This is a genomic window from Aegicerativicinus sediminis (assembly GCF_015476115.1).
GTDB classification, from domain to species: Bacteria; Bacteroidota; Bacteroidia; order Flavobacteriales; family Flavobacteriaceae; genus Aegicerativicinus; species Aegicerativicinus sediminis.
The window spans coordinates 2,600,736-2,621,081 of record NZ_CP064295.1 but is presented as its reverse complement, the minus strand read 5'-3'; the positions used below and the strand labels follow the sequence as shown (position 1 = coordinate 2,621,081).

Here is a 20,346-nt window from a genome sequence, read left to right as displayed (position 1 = left end):
CGTTTTTAGTTGGTTAGGCTATTGCCCATAATAGGAATCCTTTCCGTGTTTTCGTAAATAGTGTTTTTTAATCAATGCATCCTTAAGCCGTGGAGCATTCGGATTAATTTGTAGGGTTTTGTAAGCCATTTCAGCTACAACCTCAAGAACTTTACTATTGTAAACTGCTTTTGCAGCATTTTTGCCCCATGTAAATGGGCCATGATTACCGATAAGCACCATCTCAACCTCTTGGTAAGACAGCTGACGTTGCTCAAAACAGTCTAGAATTTGTATACCTGTATTGTGTTCATAATTACCTTCAATTAAATGATCTTCCATAGGAGGGGCACAAGGGATATCTGTTGTAAGGTGATCCGCATGTGTAGTTCCAAAAATTGGAATATCCAGTTGAGATTGTGCCCAAGCAACCGAGTAGGTCGCGTGTGTATGGGCAACACCGCCAATATCTTCCCAATTTTTATATAGATAAGCATGGGTTTTAGTGTCGGAAGAGGGTCTTAAGGAACCTTCAACTATATTATTGTCATAATCAACAATAACAATATCAGAAGGCTTCAATACTTCATAGGGAACACCACTTGGTTTAATGGCAAACACCCCTTTTTCCCTAGAGACTTCACTTACATTACCAAAGGTATAAACAACCAAATTGAGTGCATTTAGCTCCATATTGGCTTCGTAACAGCGTTCTTTTAAATCTTTATATCTAGACATATTTTAACCTTTAGTGGTGGATTCAACAAAATTTCCAAGCCTTTTATATTCCTCCAAAAATTGTTCATATACTTTAACCTGATCTTTTTGAGGAAAATATTCCGCTTCAAAATCACTACCCATTATTTTACTTGCTTCAATAACATTTGGATGAATACCTGCTGCCACTGCAGCATAAATTGCAGCACCTAAAGCTGGCGCCTGATCGGATTCAGCAACTTTAATAGGCATATTCAAGACATTAGCAAGGGTTTGCATTATGAATGGTGATTTCCTTGCAACACCACCAATACCGATTACTGAACTAATTTTTACTCCTTCTTCCTGAAAACGTTCCACAATCATTTTAGATCCAAAACAAATGGAATTAACCAAAGCTTTAAACAAATGAGGTGCCTTAGTACCTAAAGAAATTCCGCTGATAGCACTTTTTAATTCTTGGTTTGCATCAGGTGTCCTTCGACCATTTACCCAATCTAAAGCAATGGGAATAATCTCAGACATTGGTATCTGTTCGGCTTGGGAAGCCAAACTCCTTATGAAATTCTGCTCTGCTTCAGCTTTTAATTTTTCCTTTTGGTCATCACTTAAGATGGAAGAATTCAAAATTAAATTATCAATTGGCCATTGAAGTACATTTTTAAACCATGCTAACACATCACCGAAAGCAGACTGACCAGCTTCCAATCCAATAAAATTAGGAATTACTGATCCATCAACTTGTCCACAAATACCTTTAACAGTTGTTTCTCCCAAATTGTTTTTGGAGGAGACCATAATATCACAGGTGGAAGTACCCATAACCCTAACAAGGGTTTCCTCATCAATCTTTGCACCGACCGCTCCAGCATGGGCGTCAAAGGTTCCTACCGCAATGACCGTATCGGTAGTTAATCCAAGTTTATCTGCCCATTCTGAATTTAATTTACCTGCAATTTCTTCCGATGTAAAGGTTGTTTCATAAAGATTATCGCGAAGCTCAGCCAAATATGGATTTAATTGATTTAAAAACTCCTTCGCGGGAAGACCTCCCCAGCTTTCATGCCACATGGCCTTATGCCCGGCAGCACATCTACTTCTTTTAAAAGCATCTAAACTGGTTTCATCGCACAAAATCCAGGTAAGGTAATCGCAGTGCTCCATCCAAGAATAGGAACCTTTTTTAACTTCTTCATCCTCACGTATGACATGCAAAATTTTAGCCCAGAACCATTCAGAGGAATAAATACCGCCTTCATATTTTGTGAAGTCCTCTCCACCCCATGATCTGGCTAATTCATTTATTTCATTGGCTTCCTTTATCGCAGTATGGTCCTTCCACAAAACCATCATAGCATTAGGATTCTCCTCAAAACCTTCAACAAATACTAGAGCTGTACCATCTTCAGTAACGGGCATCGGAGATGAACCTGTAGTATCTATACAAATCCCTTTTACAGATTTGGGATCTACACCACTCGTCTGTAAAACAGCTGTAACTGTATTTTGTAAACCCTCTATATGATCTAGCGGGTGTTGCCTAAATTGATTTTTACTAGCATCACAATACATTTGTGACTGCCAACGTCTATAATTATGTACACTCGAAGCAAGTTCCGCTCCGTTTTGCGTATCAATTAATACGGCACGTACGGAATCTGACCCGTAATCAAGCCCAATGACATAAGATTTCATTTCTAATTCTTAGTTAGTGTAATCAAAAATAATAAAATTTTTAAGTGTTTTAATTACACTTATATATTTATTTTGATAATTGTAAACGATTTAGGTTCCAAATCTAGATTGAACTTTCTTCCCGACAAGCTAATTTTACTTGAAATAGGGGCAATATTTTCAGGTTTTTCAAATGAATTGGAAGCTTTGCCATCATCATGATGCAAAACAATTTTCTCAGCCTCCTTTTTAAACCTACCCCCTTTCGAATCTATCATAAGTGATTGTAGTTGATTGGAAGTATTAACTAATTTTATAATAATTGTGTTGTTGATGACATCTTTAACAGCAGACCCATAAAGACCATCCTGTCCACTAAGTTGGGTGCCATTTTCAGTAATTCTTAATAAATCTGTCCCGGGATTATTAGCATACAATTTTTGAACATAGTAATTCGGAGTTCCATAAGATTCTAAATTGTCGAACCAAATTAAATCCGGGGCCCATTGAAAAGCGTCCTTATGTGCCATTAAAGGAGCATATGACGTTAAATGAACTACGTCTGCATTACGTTCCAAACCTGTCATAAATGCGGCTTCGGCTAATGCACCTTCCCAATTATTTTCAAGTGGACCATCCTCCGCTTCCCGAGGATGTGCGGCATACTCTCCGGCGAAAATCTTGGGTCCATTTCTATCATATTTGTCGTAACGGGCAGCATTATCTAAAAACCATTGTGGCGGTTTATAATAATGTTCATCTATAAGTTCAGCATTCAACTTTTTAAGCTCCTTCATTCCATAATCAAAAAACTCTCCATCTGAAAAGGGTCCACTACCCGAAACAATAATAATTTTTGGATATTTAGCTTTTATTGCTTTTTCAAAGACCTTGTATCGCTCAATATAATCCGGGCCCCACTGTTCATTCCCAACACCGATATATTTTAGATTGAAGGGTTCTGGATGCCCCATTTCCAAACGCTTTTTGCCCCATTGGGAATTTACATCACCATTAGCGAATTCAATTAAATCTAAAGCATCTTGAACATAAGGATCCAATTCATCGATTGGAACTAATTCTCCTGTATTAAATTGGCAAGCCATTCCACAACTTAAAATAGGTAAAGGTTCAGCTCCTAGGTCTTCAGCCAACTGAAAATATTCAAAAAAACCTATACCAAAACTTTGGTAATAATCGGGAGCTGGACGATGGGCAAATTCCGTATTCCAACGATTCACCAAAATTTCTCTATCTCCAACTGGGCCAATGGTTTTCTTCCACTGATAACGTCTATCTAAGATGCGTCCTTCAACAATACATCCCCCTGGAAATCTAAGGAAACCTGGGTTAAGTTCATCTAATAGCTCAACAATATCCTTCCTTAAACCATTTGTCCTACTTTGCCAAGTATTTACAGGGAACAGTGAAATCATATCCAGATCTAATTCTCCAGACCCTTCAAAAGTCATTCTAAGTTTCGCTTTTGCTTCTGTTTTCTCTGGAGTTAGAATCGTTTCATAATTATTCCACACATCGCTATCCACAGGAATTGTTTGTTTTGTAATGACCTCATTTTCAGGGGTAATTAATTCAACGATAATTGAAGAAACTGAACCAGAAAATTTTGATGCCATCAAAGTCAACCTATAGCTTTCACCATTTATAACACCCATTCCTCGATAACCCTCATTAATGAGTTGATACTTGCCAGCATCATTTATAGTTATCCTTAGAAAATTTTTATTTGTCTTATCACCGGTATATTTAATAACTGAAGAACTGCCTGAATCTGAGTTTAACGTATAAAAATTTGTATTGGGTTCAAACCAACCCATTTTTGGTAATGTAAACTCGAAAGAACGGTTTTTCACAAGTTCAGCATATAATCCCCCGTCAGCAGCAAAATTGATATCCTCAAAGAAAATACCATACATGGTTGGTTGGATTTTAACGCCTGTTTCCTTTAAATCCAACGATAAATTTCTTGTTTTTGTCGGACTTATAGGATCGTTCTTATAAACCTCCGAACTTTCTTTACCATAAAGGATTGATAATAGAATTACTAGAAAAGAGGTAAATAATGAATATTTTAAAATTGTGTATGTCATTGGAAACTTATGCCTAATTGGTTAATAAAATTCAAAAAGAGGTTTTCCTGAGCCGTCAAATTTCACTTCCATAATCCTTGCATGTCTGTTAGGATCGTATAATGGATCACCTACAATTTTCTCATAATCTCGAGCATGATACACACATAAAGGAGTACCATCTTTATCCACAGTAAAACAGTTATGTCCAGGACCATAAATATTTTTATCATAATCTGATTTTAAAACAGGATATCTCGATTTCTTCCAAGAATTTCTATCCAATAGGTCACAATCCTCGTCTGCTTCCATTAGTCCCATACAGTAGCATGCCCCAGTGGCACTAGCAGAGAAGGTAATGTAAATTTTACCTTGATTTTTAATTACTGCTGGCCCTTCATTAACCCAAAAATCTACACGTTCCCAATCGTAATCAGGAGTAGTAAGCATAAATTGGGGTGTTTTTAATTTAATTGGGGACTCCATTTCCGCCAAATACAAATTAGAAGCGGCAAATTGACCCCCCGTTTTTTCAGCCCAACAGAAATAACGTTTTCCATTATGATCGAACACTGTTCCGTCTAGGGAAAAGTCTATAAATGTCTTGTTATCTCCTTCTGTTGCCTGCATTTGGCCTAACTCTTTCCATTCATCTTTTAAAGGATTACCACCCGTGCATTCTAAAACATAAGGTCTTAATTTCCAAATATCATCCACTTCGCTAGCAGCAAAGTAGATATACCACTTGCCATCTAAATAATGAATTTCGGGGGCCCAAATATGCTGGCTCATCGGTCCTGAATCATGTTTATGCCAAACATCAAAAGTTTTTGCCTCTTGCAATTCTTCAATAGTTTTAGCTTTCCTTAATTCGATACGATCATAGGTAGGAACAGAACCCGTAAAGTAATAATAACCATCTGAATGCTTATAAATAAACGGATCTGCCCTTTGAAGGATAATTGGTTTATTCCTATCTGAATTGGCCGTCATATATTCAATTTCAGTTTAATTTTTTCATAATAACTATCCGTGATTTTATATCGGAACATCATCCCTCCCATTAAAGTATGGAATATTCCGGGAATGATGGTGAGCATTAATGCCAAACCAATAAGTGCTGTTTCAGTTTGCGTAGTGTCTGGGATATAACCGAAAAAGTCCAATAAATACCCAACTGTTGCTCCGGCAATTCCCATACCTGCCTTTTGTGCAAATGAGATTCCACCAAAGGAAAGACCAGAAACACGTTTGCCTGACTCAGCGTGACCATAATCTACAGCCTCAGCAATGGCAGACCAAAATACAGGAGCATGTAGATCGACAACAAATGACAATATAAAGTAGAGAATATATGCAAGAACTATATCTCCAGGTTTAACTACGAAATACATAATCAAACTTAAAACACCTACGGCAAGCTGAGAATATTTAAATAGTTTCACCTTGCAATACCGTTTTGTAATAAAAGTTGATGCTGGCATAGCTAAAATGGCTGCAGTTACACCCGTTGCCAAAAATGTAGATTGTATAGTTGCATCTCCTCCCAAAAAATACTTTGCATAAAAAATGGCTACCGAACCTCGTATCACATAACCAACAGTGCCAGTAAAACATACACCGAACAGCAAAGTCCATTGTCCATTTTTAAACAACAATCTAAATTGTTCCAATAATGGCTTTTTGTCGATTTTGTGTTCAACTCGTTCTTTGGTTGTGTAGAAACAAAATATAAACAGTAAAGTACCGAGTAATGCCATAATCCCCATAGCCAATTGATAGCCTCTAGACAGGTCATTCTTACCTAGTTTTTCAGCTAAAACAGGAACTACAATAGAGACTAAGAATGCGGCCACTTTGGCGAAAAATAATCGGTACCCATTAGCCGAAAGTCGTTCCTGAGGATCGCTTGTGAGTACTCCTATCAAAGAGATATAAGGTATTGTAACTGACGTAAACATAATCGTTACAAAAATGTACGTAACATAGGCATAAATGAGCTTGCCGGTATAATCAAAATCTGGAGTTGTAAATGTGAGAAAAACTGATAGGCCAAATGGCACAGCCAAGAAAAGAAAATAGGGTCTATAGCGCCCATATTTGGTATTGATTTTATCAGTAATCAAGCCCATTAAAGGGTCTGTAATTGCATCAATCAGGCGTACAAGTAAGAATAATACCGCCATATCTCTAGGTCTCAATCCAAATACGTCAGTATAAAAAAATGTAATAATGAGAAACATGGAAGAAATCACCACATTTACTGCTGCATCTCCCGAACCGTAACCAATTTTCTCAAGGACACTTAACTTTTGACTTTCAGCTTTCATATAAATGATAAGTTATCAGTATTAGACCACTATTTAATGTTAATGCTAACTATTTGTTTAGGTTAATTTAATTGGTATCCAACCAAACCTTTATTTTCTAATACCTTGATTAGACCATGTGTAATTTGGAATAGTTTTAATTGTTCTTTGGAAATTTTAGTCCCAAAGTAAATCAATCCATAGCTTCAACCTCTGGCCATCCATCAACCCATGTAATCTCCTTAACAATTAATTTAGGCAACCCTTTATCATGGGCATCATAACCATGCATGAAATTATAATCTCTGCCATTAAATGTGAATACACTATTATGACCTACACCATACCAATTTTCATTCCCTTTAATCACAAGGGACCCCCCACCTTTATTGAGTTCTTTTCCTTCTTTATCTACATAAGGCCCTGTTACAGATTTAGAGCGTCCCACCATTAATTTATAGGTGCTATTTTCTCTCCGGCAACAATAATCCCACGACAAAAACAGATAATAATAATCTCCTTTTTTAAATATAAATGGACCTTCCAGAGCTGCATTACCTGGATCACTATCCTCTAAATTTGGGTCTCTGTCCCTTCTGGCTACGGTATGCCAAACCTGTGGTTCCGCAATAGACTTTAAATCAGGATTTAATTGAACCATTTTAAGACCGGTCCAAAAAGAACCAAATGACATCCAAGGTGTTCCATTTTCATCGAAAATAATATTTGGGTCGATGGCATTCCATAAATCCCTGTTAGGAACTGATTGAATAACAATACCTTGGTCTATCCACTTATAATTATCATCATCAGGGTTTAAAGTACCATTGGTTACTAAACCTATAGCAGAAGTATTTTTACCAAAAGCCGAAATAGAATAGTACAAATGGTATGTACCATTATGGAATATAATGTCTGGAGCCCAAATGTGTCCGTTAAATCCAGGTGCTACTTCTTTAGCCCAACTTGGGCTTTCTGCAAATACAGGATCAGCCTTTTTCCAATTCTTTAAATCTTTAGAAGTAAAACTAGTTATACCTGGGCCTGTGCAAAATAAATAATAAGTATCACCTTGCATTGCAACAACAGGATCGTGTGTGATCGGTTTTTCTTGCGCACAAGACAATACCGAAACAAACATTAATAATAGGCTTAGGGTGTATCTAATTGCTTTCATACTATTATTTTTGAATTCCTTCTGAGGTCATAAAAACTCTCTTTAAAGTACCATCATGGTTATAATGCAGTTCATCAATACATACAGATCGCCTAAAACTTCCTCCATTAGGCTGAATTCCACCTGTATGGTATATGAAATAATCCTTTCCTTTATATTCAATGATAGATTGATGGTTTGTGTTAGAATTACCAGCTAATTCATTTAAAATTCCTTTATACTCCCAAGGTCCCTCTATGGATTTACTCATTGCATAAGCGGTTTTTTCAGGAAATTGGTAGGCATAACTTAAATAATACCAATCTCCTTTTTTATGAATCCAAGGTGCTTCTGTGAAGTTTGGCAAATCAACTGTATGAATTTCCCCATCTAACTCAATCATGTTATTCTTCAATTTGGCCCAATAACATTTTGTATTGCCCCAAAATAAATAAGCCTGATCTCCTTCAATAAAAACGGTAGGATCTATGTCATCCCAAGAAATCCCAACTTCTGTGGTCATATCATTAGTAATTAATGCCTCCCCAAGTGCATCTTTAAATGGACCTATAGGCGAATCTGCCACCGCAACTCCAATTGCCTTACCTGGATGAGAATCATTGTGGGTTACGGTAACATACCAGTAAAATTTGCCATCCCTTTCAATAACTTGTGCTGCCCATGCATCTCCTTTGGCCCAAGCAAAATCTGATGGTTTTAAAGGAACTGGATGCTCTTGCCAATCCACCATATTCTGTGAAGAATATACCAGCCATTCATTCATTCTGTAAAAATGAAAATCGTCTGGAGCTTCATCATGACCAGCATATAAATAGACGGTTCCATTATAAACTAGTGCCGCCGGATCTGCCGTAAACTTGTCCTTTATAATCGGATTATTTATCTCCAACTTAACAGTTTCCTTTGTGGATTGCTTTTCCTCATTTACAGATTCTGCTACTTCTTGTTTACAATTGGTAATTAACGAAGCCAGAATAAGTAAATACACTAATTTTTTCATTTCTTAATCAGATTTCAGATTTTAACTAATCTATTTTCTTCCCCCAAATTGCAGTACCATCATTATTCAAACCAGAAAGTAAAATTGTTGATCCTACCCTATTCTCCCAATCCCTACCATTCTCAACATAAAGTTTATCGGTAAAACCGTTTGACCATTTCAGGGTTAACCAAGGCGAATCATAAGTCCAAGTACTCCCGGCATCACTATTCAAGGTACCATCAGCTTTCAATTCAAGATCAATGGCATTTTGAAAATCTGGGTAACGCTGTTCTTCTGCAAATCCCGGAATTACTGTATATCCTAAAATAATTTGTTCGTACTTACCAATGAGGTCTACTGAGGCAATAGAATTTTGATCAACATTGGCATATCGTTCAGGTGAAACAATTGGCCAACCGTCTTCTGTCCAATGGATTTTACGAATATGTAATACCATGAAAAAGCTATTCTCACCAGGTCTGCCTTGGTGAGCCATATAATATTGGTTATCAGTATCTTTAAAAACCGCTGGATGAGAAACTCCCTGCCAACCAGAATGCCCTTTAAACCTATAGGGGGCCAAAATCATAGGAGTATTATCAACCTCCGAATTTATATCCAATCCATTATAATCATAAAATGGTCCTTCTGGACTATCGCTTCTTCCAACCCGAACATTATATTTGGTTTGCAGCCAATCATAAGCAATAAACATGTAGTACTTATTGGTTTCAGAATTGAAGATAACCTCTGGCCCTTCTATATTACCATTAATAGTATTTCCTGTAAACCCTCGTTGTGCAATCCTTGTTCCTTTATCTCCCACGGTTGCCGCTAAACCTGTTTGTGGGTTTAACCTAAGTTTGTAAATACCATCCCAGGCCGATCCATAATAAAACCAATGTTCACCTGTTGGACTAACAACTACCGTTGGATCTATAGCGTTTGTTTGTACAGTTCCATCTGCCTCCGATGTTACAACCAAATCTTTTTCAATCCAAGGTCCTTCAGGATGAGTGGAGGTTGCCAAACCAATAACACTTAGTCGTCCAATGGAGGAAGAGAGCGAATAATAAAGCCTGTATTCCTCCCCAACTTTCATAACAAATGGAGCCCAAAGTGAATTAAAAGCTTGTGTTCCTTTGCTCTCAATAAAGGCCTTACCCTTAGAGGGTAAAGAATTAAAAACCCAACCGACCCATTCCCAATTTATTAAGTTTTGGGACTTTCTTATCTGAATCCCAGGTCGAACTTCGGATCCAAATGAAACGTCAGTATTGTAACAGTAATAGGTGTTACCAACTTTTATAATTGATGGATCGTGAACGTTATAGGGCCCCCAATTATTTATATTCTCAACTCCGGCAACATCATAATAGGTATCTGTTATGTTATCTACCGTATAAACTTTTGTTGTAGGTCCTGGATTCGGATTTGGATTTCCACCACCGTTTCCAGGCTCTTGGGGCGTTGGATCACTAGTTGGGTCATCTTTAGAACAACCCGTAAAAACAAGTGCCAAACAGCATAACATACTTACAAATCGAATTGATATCGATTTATTCTTTAACATAGCAAATACTTTTTTATTTTCCTTCCAATGTAACTACAGAAAAAGGAAGCAATTTAATTGTGATTTTATCCTTTTTAACATTAAAATCCTCAAACTTTTTTATATCAATCTTATTTGGTTCATCAAAAGAATTATGATCAGATAGATTCTCCGAGCTAATTGCAACACCTTTAAAATCCTTTACATTTAAGTCACTTATATCCAATTCTACTTCTTGCATATTTTTAGCATCGATGTTAACCAATGAGATATGCACATTACCTGTATCATCCTTGGAGGCGGAAATTGAAACTGCTGGAAGCTTTTCACCATTGTAGGTGTAATCTGGTGAGTTAAATGAAACAGGAATAAGCGTCGCATCTTGATGAACCTTAAACATATTCATTACATGATAAGTTGGAGTTAAAATCATTTTTTCCTCTTTGGTAAGAATAACCGCTTGTAGAACATTCACGGTTTGAGCTAGATTGGCCATTTTTACTCTTCTCGCATGATTATGAAATATATTCAACGTAACACCTGCTATCATGGCATCCCTCATGGTATTTTGTTGGTACAAAAATCCTGGATTAGTGCCCTCTTCTACATCATACCATCCTCCCCATTCATCAACCACTAATGCAATTTTATTATCAGGATCGTATTTATCCATAATTGCAGAATGCTTTACCACTCGTTCTTCCATTTTAAGAGCAGCATTCATGGTTTTAAAATATAGTTCCTCGGTAAAATTAGTAGCGGGACCCTTATTTCCCCAATTGATAACTGAGTAGGAATGTAGCGCCACACCTTCAATTAAATTATGGGAAATCTGTTTCATTAGAGTTTCGGTCCAATGATAATCTGATTCATTTGCGCCAGAAGCTATTCTGAACAATCCATCACCATTTCCCCAATCGGTCATAAAGGTGCTGTATTTTCTAAATTCATCTGCATAATACTCCGGTCTCATATGACCTCCACAACCCCACATTTCATTACCTACTCCCCAAAATTTTACATTCCATGGTTCTTCTCTACCATTTTCTTTTCTCAAGGTAGCCATAGGGCTTCCTTCCTTATGATTCACATAATATACCCAATCAATAAGTTCTTGCACTGTTCCACTACCTACATTAGCTGCCAAATAAGGTTCTGCTCCAAGTGTTTCGCATAAATTTAAAAAGTCGTGGGTACCAAAACCGTTATCTTCTATAACGCCACCCCACCAACGGTTAACAAATGACGGTCTTTCGTCTTTAGGGCCAATCCCATCTTTCCAATGGTAGGTATCAGCGAAACAACCTCCTGGCCATCTTAAATTCGGAATTTTCAATTCCTTTAATGCATCGATTATATCATTTCTTACACCCGCTGTGTTAGGAATGGTACTATTTTCTCCCACATAAAATCCGTCATAAATACATCGGCCTAAATGTTCTGCAAAATGACCATAAATGTGTTTACTAATAACCGGTGCGTTGTCACTTGGATTTAAAGAAACGGTTGTAACTTGATTTTGGGCACTAACGATGAAAATTGATAAGAAAAATACAAGATTCAGAGTGGTAAAGTTTTTGGTGAATTTCATAATTATTTTAAGTGTATTATCAAATTATTCGACATTCAAGGAGCGCGTTTGTTCTCCTAAATTGTTATAAAAAGTTATTTTACTAATTGGTTTTTTTAATTCTATTCCTTGTGAGGATTGGGACATATAACCTTGACCATAATGAAACTCATGCTTTCGTTCCTTCCCACCACTTAATACAACAATTGCATAAACCTCATCAGATTTTGGCCATACCACTTTAATTGGTGATTCTATTTTAGAAAACACTTTTAGCTTTTCATTATTAAGACCAACTACTATGCTCGTTCCTTTTGAAGAATGCAGCTTGACTATACTCTTGGAATTTCCATGAACACTAAAGCCAGAATAATCACTCTTTTTCGATTCAAAAGAACCATTCCCCAAGTTAATCAAAATAATGCCTTCAGATGCATCATACCTAACACTTCCCACATCTGTATTGTAATTATTTCCCACTAAAATAAGATCCAATGAACCATCATTATTTATATCATCAGATAAAATGCCATTGATAGGGGCTATTTGTGCCTGAATTGGCAAGGGATTTATACGAAATTCCTCATTGCCTAAATTTTCAATAAAGGAAGATTTTAATTCTTGGGCTATTAAGCTATTGTATGATGATGGGTTTAAAAAATCCAATATATCTTTGGTTGTTGATTTGGCGTAATTTCTGTAGAATAAAAACCTTTTTTTAATCGAGGGCAGCTGCTGAACCAAATTATCTAATGAGGCTATCGGAAAATAATTCCCTTCCTCATATTTAGAGAATATTGGATCTATGGAACCATTATTATCAAAATCTGCATAATCCAATCTTAGTGGTTGATTATCAATAATTTTTAAGTTTGAATTTAAACCTAAATTTCCTGCAACAAAGTCTATATCACCATCATTATCGAAATCACCAGAATATATACTATTCCATAGCCCTGAACTTTGAAATTCATCTGATTCCAACTGTATCTTTTCTAACTTGCTTCCATTTCCTTTGAAAAATGTAATTGGCATAAATTCGCCCACAACAACTAGGTCTAATTGATTGTCGTTATTGAAATCGGTCCAAACTGCTGAAGTTATCATTCCTGCAGATTTCAAAAATGGGCAAACAGAATTGGTCACATCTATAAATTTGCCCGAATCATTTCTTAGAATATAACTTTGCGGGGGCTTTGGATATTTACCTGGAATTACGCGACCACCAACATATAAATCGATATCACCATCTTTATCGAAGTCACCTCCAACAACATTGGAAGTACTTGTTAGCATTTTAGGAAGTTCGCCCTGTTGAAATTGACCATTTACGTTGTAATAAATTCTATCTTGGTAAGCCTCATGTCCCTCATATCTTTCGGATCCTCCACTGGTGACGTACAAATCCATTAAATTATCGCCATTGGCATCAAAAATTAATGCTCCTTCATCTTCGTATAACTCACTATTCTCTATTTCCGATTGTGTAAAATCTCCATTTTTTTCCTGAAAATAAATAGTTGAGTTAAAGCCATAACTGCCACCAACAAATAAGTCCTCAAGACCATCCCCGTTGAGATCACCCACCGCCATACCAGGACCTTGATTAGAAAAGCCATGCAATAACAATTGCTGGTACCCATAGTCATTATAAGGTCGCTCTTGGTGTTTAAATTGAATTAAGGAATCCCTTAAAAACAAAGGTTTATTTAGATTAGCACCAATCAAGTCTACAGTATTATATGCTTCAGAATAATCAATTTTAAGGATTTGATTTGAGTCAATCCCCTTAAGTAAACTGCTTTTACCGTCTGGCCAAAATACTTTCAAACTGTCAACGGCTGCATAGCCATTCAAACCAAAAAATAAGTTTTTGTCAACTGAACTTTGAAATCCTCTGACTGGTTGATTATAGCGAATTGTGGAATTCCCATTCTTATAAATTGCAACTGTTGCTCCTATTGCCGTTAAATTACCATTACTTCCTTCCAATTGAACGGTCAAATAATTAGAGTTATTTGGGTTGCTTTCCCTAGTTTTGTTCTGATAAATGGAGGCTGGTTGATTTATGTTGTTCACTATTAAATCCAAATCTCCATCTAGATCCAAATCAGCATATGCGGCTCCATTTGAAATGGTCTCCTCACTGAATCCCCATTCGTCAGTAACCTTTTCAAAAGTTAAATCACCTTTATTTTTAAAAGTGTAGTTAGGAACTTTTATTGCAGGTCTTTGATATAAACAATCAATAACAGATTTCCCTAATTCCTCTACGTCGGAGAATTTATAGGAACTGTTCTCACGAAATTTAACAAAATCCATATCTGTTATATCTTTACCAAAGCCATTGGTAACAAACAGATCACTTAAACCGTCGTTATCAAAATCGGCTAATAATGGAGCCCAACTCCAATCGGTTTTATCAATTCCTGACAATTGACCTATTTCACTGAAGGAATTATTTCCATTGTTCAATTGCAGCATATTTCTCATATACTGATGGCCATAACCGAACCCAACAGAAATTTGAAAAATTTCGTAGGATGGCACACCAGACATCAACTTCCTTCTCTTCAAATCTTCCGGAAGCATATCCATGGTTACCACATCTAAATACCCATCATTATTAATATCTCCAACATCATTACCCATTGAAAAATGACTAGTATGACCAAAATAATTAAGTGCATCTTCCTTGAAAGTACCGTCTTGCTGATTTATGTAAAGCAAATCTCTCGACAAATAGTCATTGGAAATATATAAATCTGGCCAAAAATCATTGTTAGCATCAAAAACAGAAACTCCAAGGCCAAAACCTTCGATGTTTATACCTGCATCTTTTGAAACATTTGTAAAAACTGCATGACCCAAGTTTTCATCATAATCATTTCTATAAAGCCGGTCTGTATTTCTGCTAGTTCCATTATCTAGCATTGGTCGGACATTTATAGCCGAATGCTCAAATCCTCCCCCTGTTAAAAGGTACATATCAAGATCCCCATCTCTATCATAATCAAAAAATACTGATTGAATGGATTCTCCTTGATCAGCCAGTCCATATTCAGAAGCTGATTCGGTAAAAGTTAAATCACCATTGTTTATATAAAGTAAGTTTGGAAAGATGCTTTTATTACCAACACCACCTACACTAATATAGATATCATCAAAACCATCTTGATTTATATCTATAACACTGACACCTGTGCACCAATGTCCTTTTGTTTTTATCCCTGAAGAAACTGTAATGTCTTTAAAATGAAGATTTCCTTCATTAATATACAAACGACTTGGCTCGATATTACCTGTAAAAATTAGATCTGGTAGGCTATCCTTGTTAAAATATCCTACACCTACACCACCTCCGTTGTAGAGGTATTCATAGTTTAAGATGTTTAGGGTGTCATTCGGAATAATTGAATTTGTAAAATTGATGCCTGAATGTTCCGCACTGATAAGTTGAAATAATCTATTCTCTTCAAAATTTCTTTCCTTAGTGCAGCCAACCAAACAAATTGCTAACAGAAAAACAATGATATGGTTGATATCAACTTTCAAGCATCAATTTTTAAAAAAACTAACTCAAATTCTAGGTATTCTTAATTTGTATTTGCCGAATTACCAACCATGTTGGGATTACGGTCTAATTCATTCTGAGAAATAGGCTGATATTTACGATTTGGAACATAGGTATTAAATTCACTATCGTGAGCCTTAAGTTCATTTAATTTAGCTGAATCTTCTAACCAACCCCATCGTTTAATATCATACCATCTCAAACCTTCCATACCAAGTTCTGTAACACGTTCATGTGCTAATTGGTCCATAAATTGACCTAAAGAATACCCAGCAAATTCAGCCTCCCTATCAGGCAAGTTTACTCTGTCCCTTACCTTTTGAACCTGTTCCGCGGCTAATGCAATATTACCCGTGTTTGCTAAACATTCTGCATACATTAAAAGTACATCTGCATAACGAATAATATGATAATTTATACCGCATGTAAACGGATCACCACCCTCATTGGCCAAAGTATACTTTGCAATATAATATAGGTTAGGATCTAAAAAATAATCCCTTCCATAAGCCTGGGTGAGCCCTTCATCTGGTTGATATGATAATATAGTTGCCGGGAATCTAGGATCAATCTTATCATCTAATGTTCTTTCTGCAGATAATTCATCAACCAAAAACTGAGTAGGGAAAAAATCATAAAAATCAGCTCCAGAATATGTTGGTGCTAATGCAAGAAACTGTCTCCAGTTAACGTTTGGATCACCTCCCCAGTTAAAGTTTGCTCCTTGACTTTGAGTAAATTCAGCCCAAAAAATTCTTCCTGGGTTGGCAGCCTCCTTGCTTGGATCTTGAGAAAACAAATCTCCATAATTACTAGCTAAGCTATATTGCTGGGAATTTACCACAGCCTGAAAATGTGGTAATGCTGCAGAATGATCTCCCTGATATAATTTTAATTTCCCTAATAATGATTGAGCCGCACCTTTTGTTGCACGGCCAACCTGACCAGTATCTGGACCATTAACATCTGCATAACTTACTGGAAGTTTTGAAATTGCCTCAACTAAATCAGCCTCAACTTGGGCATAAATATCAGCCTGGGTAATATCTGCATTTGATGGGAAGAAATCTTCCTGCCCCTTTTGAGGCTCTAGAATTAATGGAACTTTTTCGTAAATATTTGTAATGTTGAAATAGGCGAAGGCTCTCAAGAAATATGCTTGTCCTAACAATCGTTCCCGTAAATTACTATCAACTTCATCAATCTGAGGCACCTGCTCTAGGGCTTGGTTGGCTCTATTTATAATAGAATAATAACCCAACCATGCAATATCTAAGGCTCCATCTGTTGGAGGTACCGTAAAATTACTGGTCTGGGCTAGAAACGCCCATGGACTTCTAGATCTAGCTTCATCACCTCTTCCATCTCCCATTATTGGGGTCATCCTTTGATAGGTTCCATCAATAATTAATGCATTATAAATTGCGTCTACCGCCGCTATTGCATGATCTTGATTATTATAATAAGACCCTGTTGCCAATCTATTTGGGTCAACAATTTCTAGCTTATCATCACATTGATAAAACAAGGTTATGGTAATAGCTAGAATGACTATTTGTATTATTTGTTTTTTCATTTTCTTAACAATTAAAATTTAAATTGTGCTCCTAGCATAGTAGTTAAAGGTCTTGGATAAGTTCCATAATCAAATCCTGGATTCAAAATTCCAGCTTGGAAATCTGGGTTATATCCTTTATACTTTGAAAATACTGCAACGTTTTGCAATGTCAAATAAAATCTTGCCTTAGACATGAAAGCCTTTGAAGAAATAGCTTCTGGCAATGTATAACCTAAAGAGATTGTATTAATCCTGAAATAATCTCCCTTTTGCAACCAACCTGGTCTATTAGAATCTCTACCATTATTATTAGGATCTAAGAACATCACACGAGGAACATTAGTATCTGTATTTGTTGGAGTCCAACGGTCTAAAATATCCTCATGCCAGTTGGTGTAACCAGAAGTTGGCATCAAACCTCTATAAAGGTTACTATTTATTAGATTACCACCGCTACCCTGACCGAAGAAAGTGAAATCGAAATTCTTGAAACTAGCAGTTATATTAATACCGTAGTTATAAGTCGGCATTCCTTTGCCCAAAAATGTACGGTCATCGACGTTAATAACATTATCACCATTTAGATCTTTATATTTTATGTCTCCAGGTGCAGTTCCTGGTTCTTGCACAGGTGAACTTGCTACCTCCTCTGCGGTTTGGAAAATACCGTCATATACATATCCAAAATGCTCGCCAAGAGATCTACCAACAATGGTTCTTGATCCGGCACCAGAAATAAATGGTTGATTACCTATTGCTAATACTTCGTTTTTAACTGTGTAGAAGTTTGGAGCAATCTCAAGGTTAAAATCGCCAAACTGTTTTCTTATAACTGCAGATAATTCAATTCCTGAATTCTCGATTGAACCTGCATTTGTAAACAATCTGGGATCAAAGCTACCTACTGTATTTGAAAATGCGATTGGAATATCCACCAATACATCTTCAGATTTATTAGAATAGTATTCCGCGGTGAACTCTAAACCACCATTCCAAAGGGTTGCGTCCACACCAACACTTTTAGTTGTACGGGTTTCCCATTTTAAGTTTTCATCAACCAGTACAGTAACAGCAGCTCCAATTGCTCGGCCATAGGAGAAGCTATAAGGTATACCCCTATTTATGGTACTTTGGTACCGGAAATTACCAATTTCCTGGTTTCCAATTTCACCCCATCCTCCTCTTAACTTCAAACTTGTAATTAGCTCTGGGAGATCAAATTGGTTATGCAATTTCCAACCTAAACCTATAGAAGGGAAATATTCGTAACGTACAGCTTTGCTAAACTTTGATGATCCATCACGTCTAATATTCGCTGTCAACAAATATGTATCGTCATAAGAATAATTAATTCTACCCAAATACGAACTTAAAGTGGCAGGTTGTAAATTGTCAAATACACTAAAGTCTGTTGCGTTTGTTAAATTCTTAATGTAAGGCTCTGTTAAACCAGCTCCTACAACCCTAGTTTCTCTAAAGTCGAATTCTTGATAAGTCTGACCTACCAACACAGATATATTGTGTTTGTCAAATTCCTTCGTCCAATCAATTGTATTTTCTATAAGGAAGGAACTACTATTTCTATTGCCCACCTGTAATTGAGCCACAGGTCCAGGGAAGAAATATCCTAAATCATACTGAGGAACAAAAAGTTGATCTTCTATGCTCGTCTTATCGTAAGTAAGATTAGTTTTTAAATTTAAACCTGAGATAGGTTCAAAATTTAAGTAAAGATTAGCCAATATTCTATCCACCATAGTTTGATTCTCAATTAAGGTATTGATACCTGGAACATTGAGTGTAATAGATTGATGGATAGTTGAATCTGCACCACCGAAACCTCCTAAGCGGTTAGGATCGTATAATGGAATGGTAGGTGCCGCCTGCAACAGGTCGTTAACCAATGACGGTCTGTTACCTGGTAAACTAATAGTGGTTGTACTAAATAACGGGTTTTCATCTGAATGAACATAGTAGACATTTTCACCCAAGGTAAACTTACCAAACTCAAAGTCTGAATTTACTCTGAAAGAATAACGTTTGTAATCTGGACCACTTCCAACAAGTGTTCCAACGTTATCCAAATAGTCAGCAGACACAAAATAATTACCTTTTTCAGTACCTCCTGACACATTAAAGTTATGGTTCATTATATAACCATCTTTATAACCCGCATCTTGCCAATCTGTATCAATATCATCGATAAATAAGGGCGAATTAGGATCATTCCCCGGTACAATTGGCTGATTTGCATTTGTTAAAAGTTCAGCATTTATCAATTGATAACCTGCTCTATCTAAAACAGGTAGACTTTGTGTAATGGTTTGAAAACCATAATAAGAGTTTACTTCTACCGAAAGTTTTTTCCCTTTTCTACCACTCTTTGTGGTAATAATGATTACACCGTTTGCCGCTCTGTTCCCGTAAATTGCGCCTGCAGTTGCATCCTTTAAAACCTGAATTGTTTCAATATCATTAGGGTTGAGGTCTCTAATTCCTCCAGAGATTGGAAAGCCATCAACAACATATAGGGGTTCTGCACTAGCTCCTTGACCAAAGGTTGAAACACCACGGATCCTGACATTTGGACTCGCACCAGGTTGACCATCTGTTGTGACAGTAACACCCGCTACACGACCTTGAAGCATCTGTGAAACATCATTCGATGCCTGTTTAGCCATCTCTTCAGTATCTACAACACTTACGGCACCCGTTAGATCGGATTTCCTTTGAGTACCATAACCGGTTACGACTACCTCATCTAAAGAAGATAGGCTTTCTAATAGTTGAACGTTAATTACCGATTGATTTCCTACTGAAATTTCTTGCTCTTGGTAGCCTAAATATGAAAATACCAAGATTTCGTTTGATGCAGCTTCAATTGAATAGTTTCCTTCAAAATCAGTTGCTGCGCCTCTGTTTGTACCTTTTACAAGTACATTAACCCCTGGAAGAGGTAAGCCATCAGTTTGCGAAGTCACCGTTCCGGTGATAAGTTGCTGTTGAGAAAAAGCAACATTGCCCGCAAACAAGAACATCATTATTGTAATCGATTGCAATAAATTTTTACAATAACGATAGCCAAATTGACATTTGGATAAAGCCATATTACATTATTTAAGTTAGAAGTGAATTATAAGTGTACCTAATACACTTTTCAAATT

12 protein-coding genes are annotated in these 20,346 nt (G+C 36.6%); all 12 read right to left on the bottom strand.

The features are described 5' to 3' along the window. Nucleotides 1-18 precede the first annotated feature (18 nt). Complete coding sequence (locus ISU00_RS11360) at nucleotides 19-717, bottom strand: L-ribulose-5-phosphate 4-epimerase (RefSeq protein WP_228850779.1); 699 nt, start codon at nucleotides 715-717, stop codon at nucleotides 19-21. 3 nt (nucleotides 718-720) lie between these two features. Next, nucleotides 721-2,391 carry a ribulokinase gene (locus ISU00_RS11355; protein WP_228850778.1) on the bottom strand — a complete coding sequence of 557 codons (1,671 nt, stop codon included), beginning with the start codon at nucleotides 2,389-2,391 and terminating at the stop codon, nucleotides 721-723. A gap of 59 nt (nucleotides 2,392-2,450) precedes the next feature. Further along, a complete protein-coding gene (locus ISU00_RS11350; protein ID WP_228850777.1) occupies nucleotides 2,451-4,481 on the bottom strand; it encodes an alpha-L-arabinofuranosidase C-terminal domain-containing protein in 2,031 nt (676 codons plus the stop codon). Between the two features lie 21 nt (nucleotides 4,482-4,502). Next, nucleotides 4,503-5,453, bottom strand: coding sequence for a family 43 glycosylhydrolase (locus ISU00_RS11345; protein WP_228850776.1), 951 nt, complete (start codon nucleotides 5,451-5,453; stop codon nucleotides 4,503-4,505). Next, entirely contained in the window at nucleotides 5,450-6,790 is a 1,341-nt protein-coding gene (locus tag ISU00_RS11340; RefSeq protein WP_228850775.1) for an MFS transporter, read from the bottom strand. Before ISU00_RS11340 ends, ISU00_RS11345 begins: the two co-directional genes overlap by 4 nt. Before the next feature lie 172 nt (nucleotides 6,791-6,962). After that, nucleotides 6,963-7,946 carry an arabinan endo-1,5-alpha-L-arabinosidase gene (locus ISU00_RS11335; RefSeq protein ID WP_228850774.1) on the bottom strand — a complete coding sequence of 328 codons (984 nt, stop codon included), beginning with the start codon at nucleotides 7,944-7,946 and terminating at the stop codon, nucleotides 6,963-6,965. A 4-nt stretch (nucleotides 7,947-7,950) separates the two neighbouring features. Next, nucleotides 7,951-8,946, bottom strand: coding sequence for a glycoside hydrolase family 43 protein (locus tag ISU00_RS11330; protein ID WP_228850773.1), 996 nt, complete (start codon nucleotides 8,944-8,946; stop codon nucleotides 7,951-7,953). A gap of 25 nt (nucleotides 8,947-8,971) precedes the next feature. Then, nucleotides 8,972-10,501, bottom strand: coding sequence for an arabinan endo-1,5-alpha-L-arabinosidase (locus ISU00_RS11325; RefSeq protein WP_228850772.1), 1,530 nt, complete (start codon nucleotides 10,499-10,501; stop codon nucleotides 8,972-8,974). 13 nt (nucleotides 10,502-10,514) lie between these two features. Then, nucleotides 10,515-12,071, bottom strand: a complete 1,557-nt coding sequence (locus tag ISU00_RS11320; protein WP_228850771.1) for an alpha-N-arabinofuranosidase — start codon at nucleotides 12,069-12,071, stop codon at nucleotides 10,515-10,517. A 24-nt stretch (nucleotides 12,072-12,095) separates the two neighbouring features. Then, complete coding sequence (locus tag ISU00_RS11315; protein ID WP_228850770.1) at nucleotides 12,096-15,605, bottom strand: VCBS repeat-containing protein; 3,510 nt, start codon at nucleotides 15,603-15,605, stop codon at nucleotides 12,096-12,098. A 41-nt stretch (nucleotides 15,606-15,646) separates the two neighbouring features. Further along, nucleotides 15,647-17,200: a RagB/SusD family nutrient uptake outer membrane protein gene (locus ISU00_RS11310; RefSeq protein WP_228850769.1), complete on the bottom strand. Its 1,554-nt coding sequence runs from the start codon at nucleotides 17,198-17,200 to the stop codon at nucleotides 15,647-15,649. An 11-nt stretch (nucleotides 17,201-17,211) separates the two neighbouring features. Then, complete coding sequence (locus tag ISU00_RS11305) at nucleotides 17,212-20,289, bottom strand: SusC/RagA family TonB-linked outer membrane protein (RefSeq protein ID WP_228850768.1); 3,078 nt, start codon at nucleotides 20,287-20,289, stop codon at nucleotides 17,212-17,214. Nucleotides 20,290-20,346 lie beyond the last annotated feature (57 nt).

Bases quoted from the DNA above. Each gene is read 5' to 3' on its own strand.
- ISU00_RS11360 (WP_228850779.1), bottom strand. From the start codon at position 717: ATGTCTAGATATAAAGATTTAAAAGAACGCTGTTACGAAGCCAATATG.
- ISU00_RS11355 (WP_228850778.1), bottom strand. From the start codon at position 2,391: ATGAAATCTTATGTCATTGGGCTTGATTACGGGTCAGATTCCGTACGT.
- ISU00_RS11350 (WP_228850777.1), bottom strand. From the start codon at position 4,481: ATGACATACACAATTTTAAAATATTCATTATTTACCTCTTTTCTAGTA.
- ISU00_RS11345 (WP_228850776.1), bottom strand. From the start codon at position 5,453: ATGACGGCCAATTCAGATAGGAATAAACCAATTATCCTTCAAAGGGCA.
- ISU00_RS11340 (WP_228850775.1), bottom strand. From the start codon at position 6,790: ATGAAAGCTGAAAGTCAAAAGTTAAGTGTCCTTGAGAAAATTGGTTAC.
- ISU00_RS11335 (WP_228850774.1), bottom strand. From the start codon at position 7,946: ATGAAAGCAATTAGATACACCCTAAGCCTATTATTAATGTTTGTTTCG.
- ISU00_RS11330 (WP_228850773.1), bottom strand. From the start codon at position 8,946: ATGAAAAAATTAGTGTATTTACTTATTCTGGCTTCGTTAATTACCAAT.
- ISU00_RS11325 (WP_228850772.1), bottom strand. From the start codon at position 10,501: ATGTTAAAGAATAAATCGATATCAATTCGATTTGTAAGTATGTTATGC.
- ISU00_RS11320 (WP_228850771.1), bottom strand. From the start codon at position 12,071: ATGAAATTCACCAAAAACTTTACCACTCTGAATCTTGTATTTTTCTTA.
- ISU00_RS11310 (WP_228850769.1), bottom strand. From the start codon at position 17,200: ATGAAAAAACAAATAATACAAATAGTCATTCTAGCTATTACCATAACC.
- ISU00_RS11305 (WP_228850768.1), bottom strand. From the start codon at position 20,289: ATGGCTTTATCCAAATGTCAATTTGGCTATCGTTATTGTAAAAATTTA.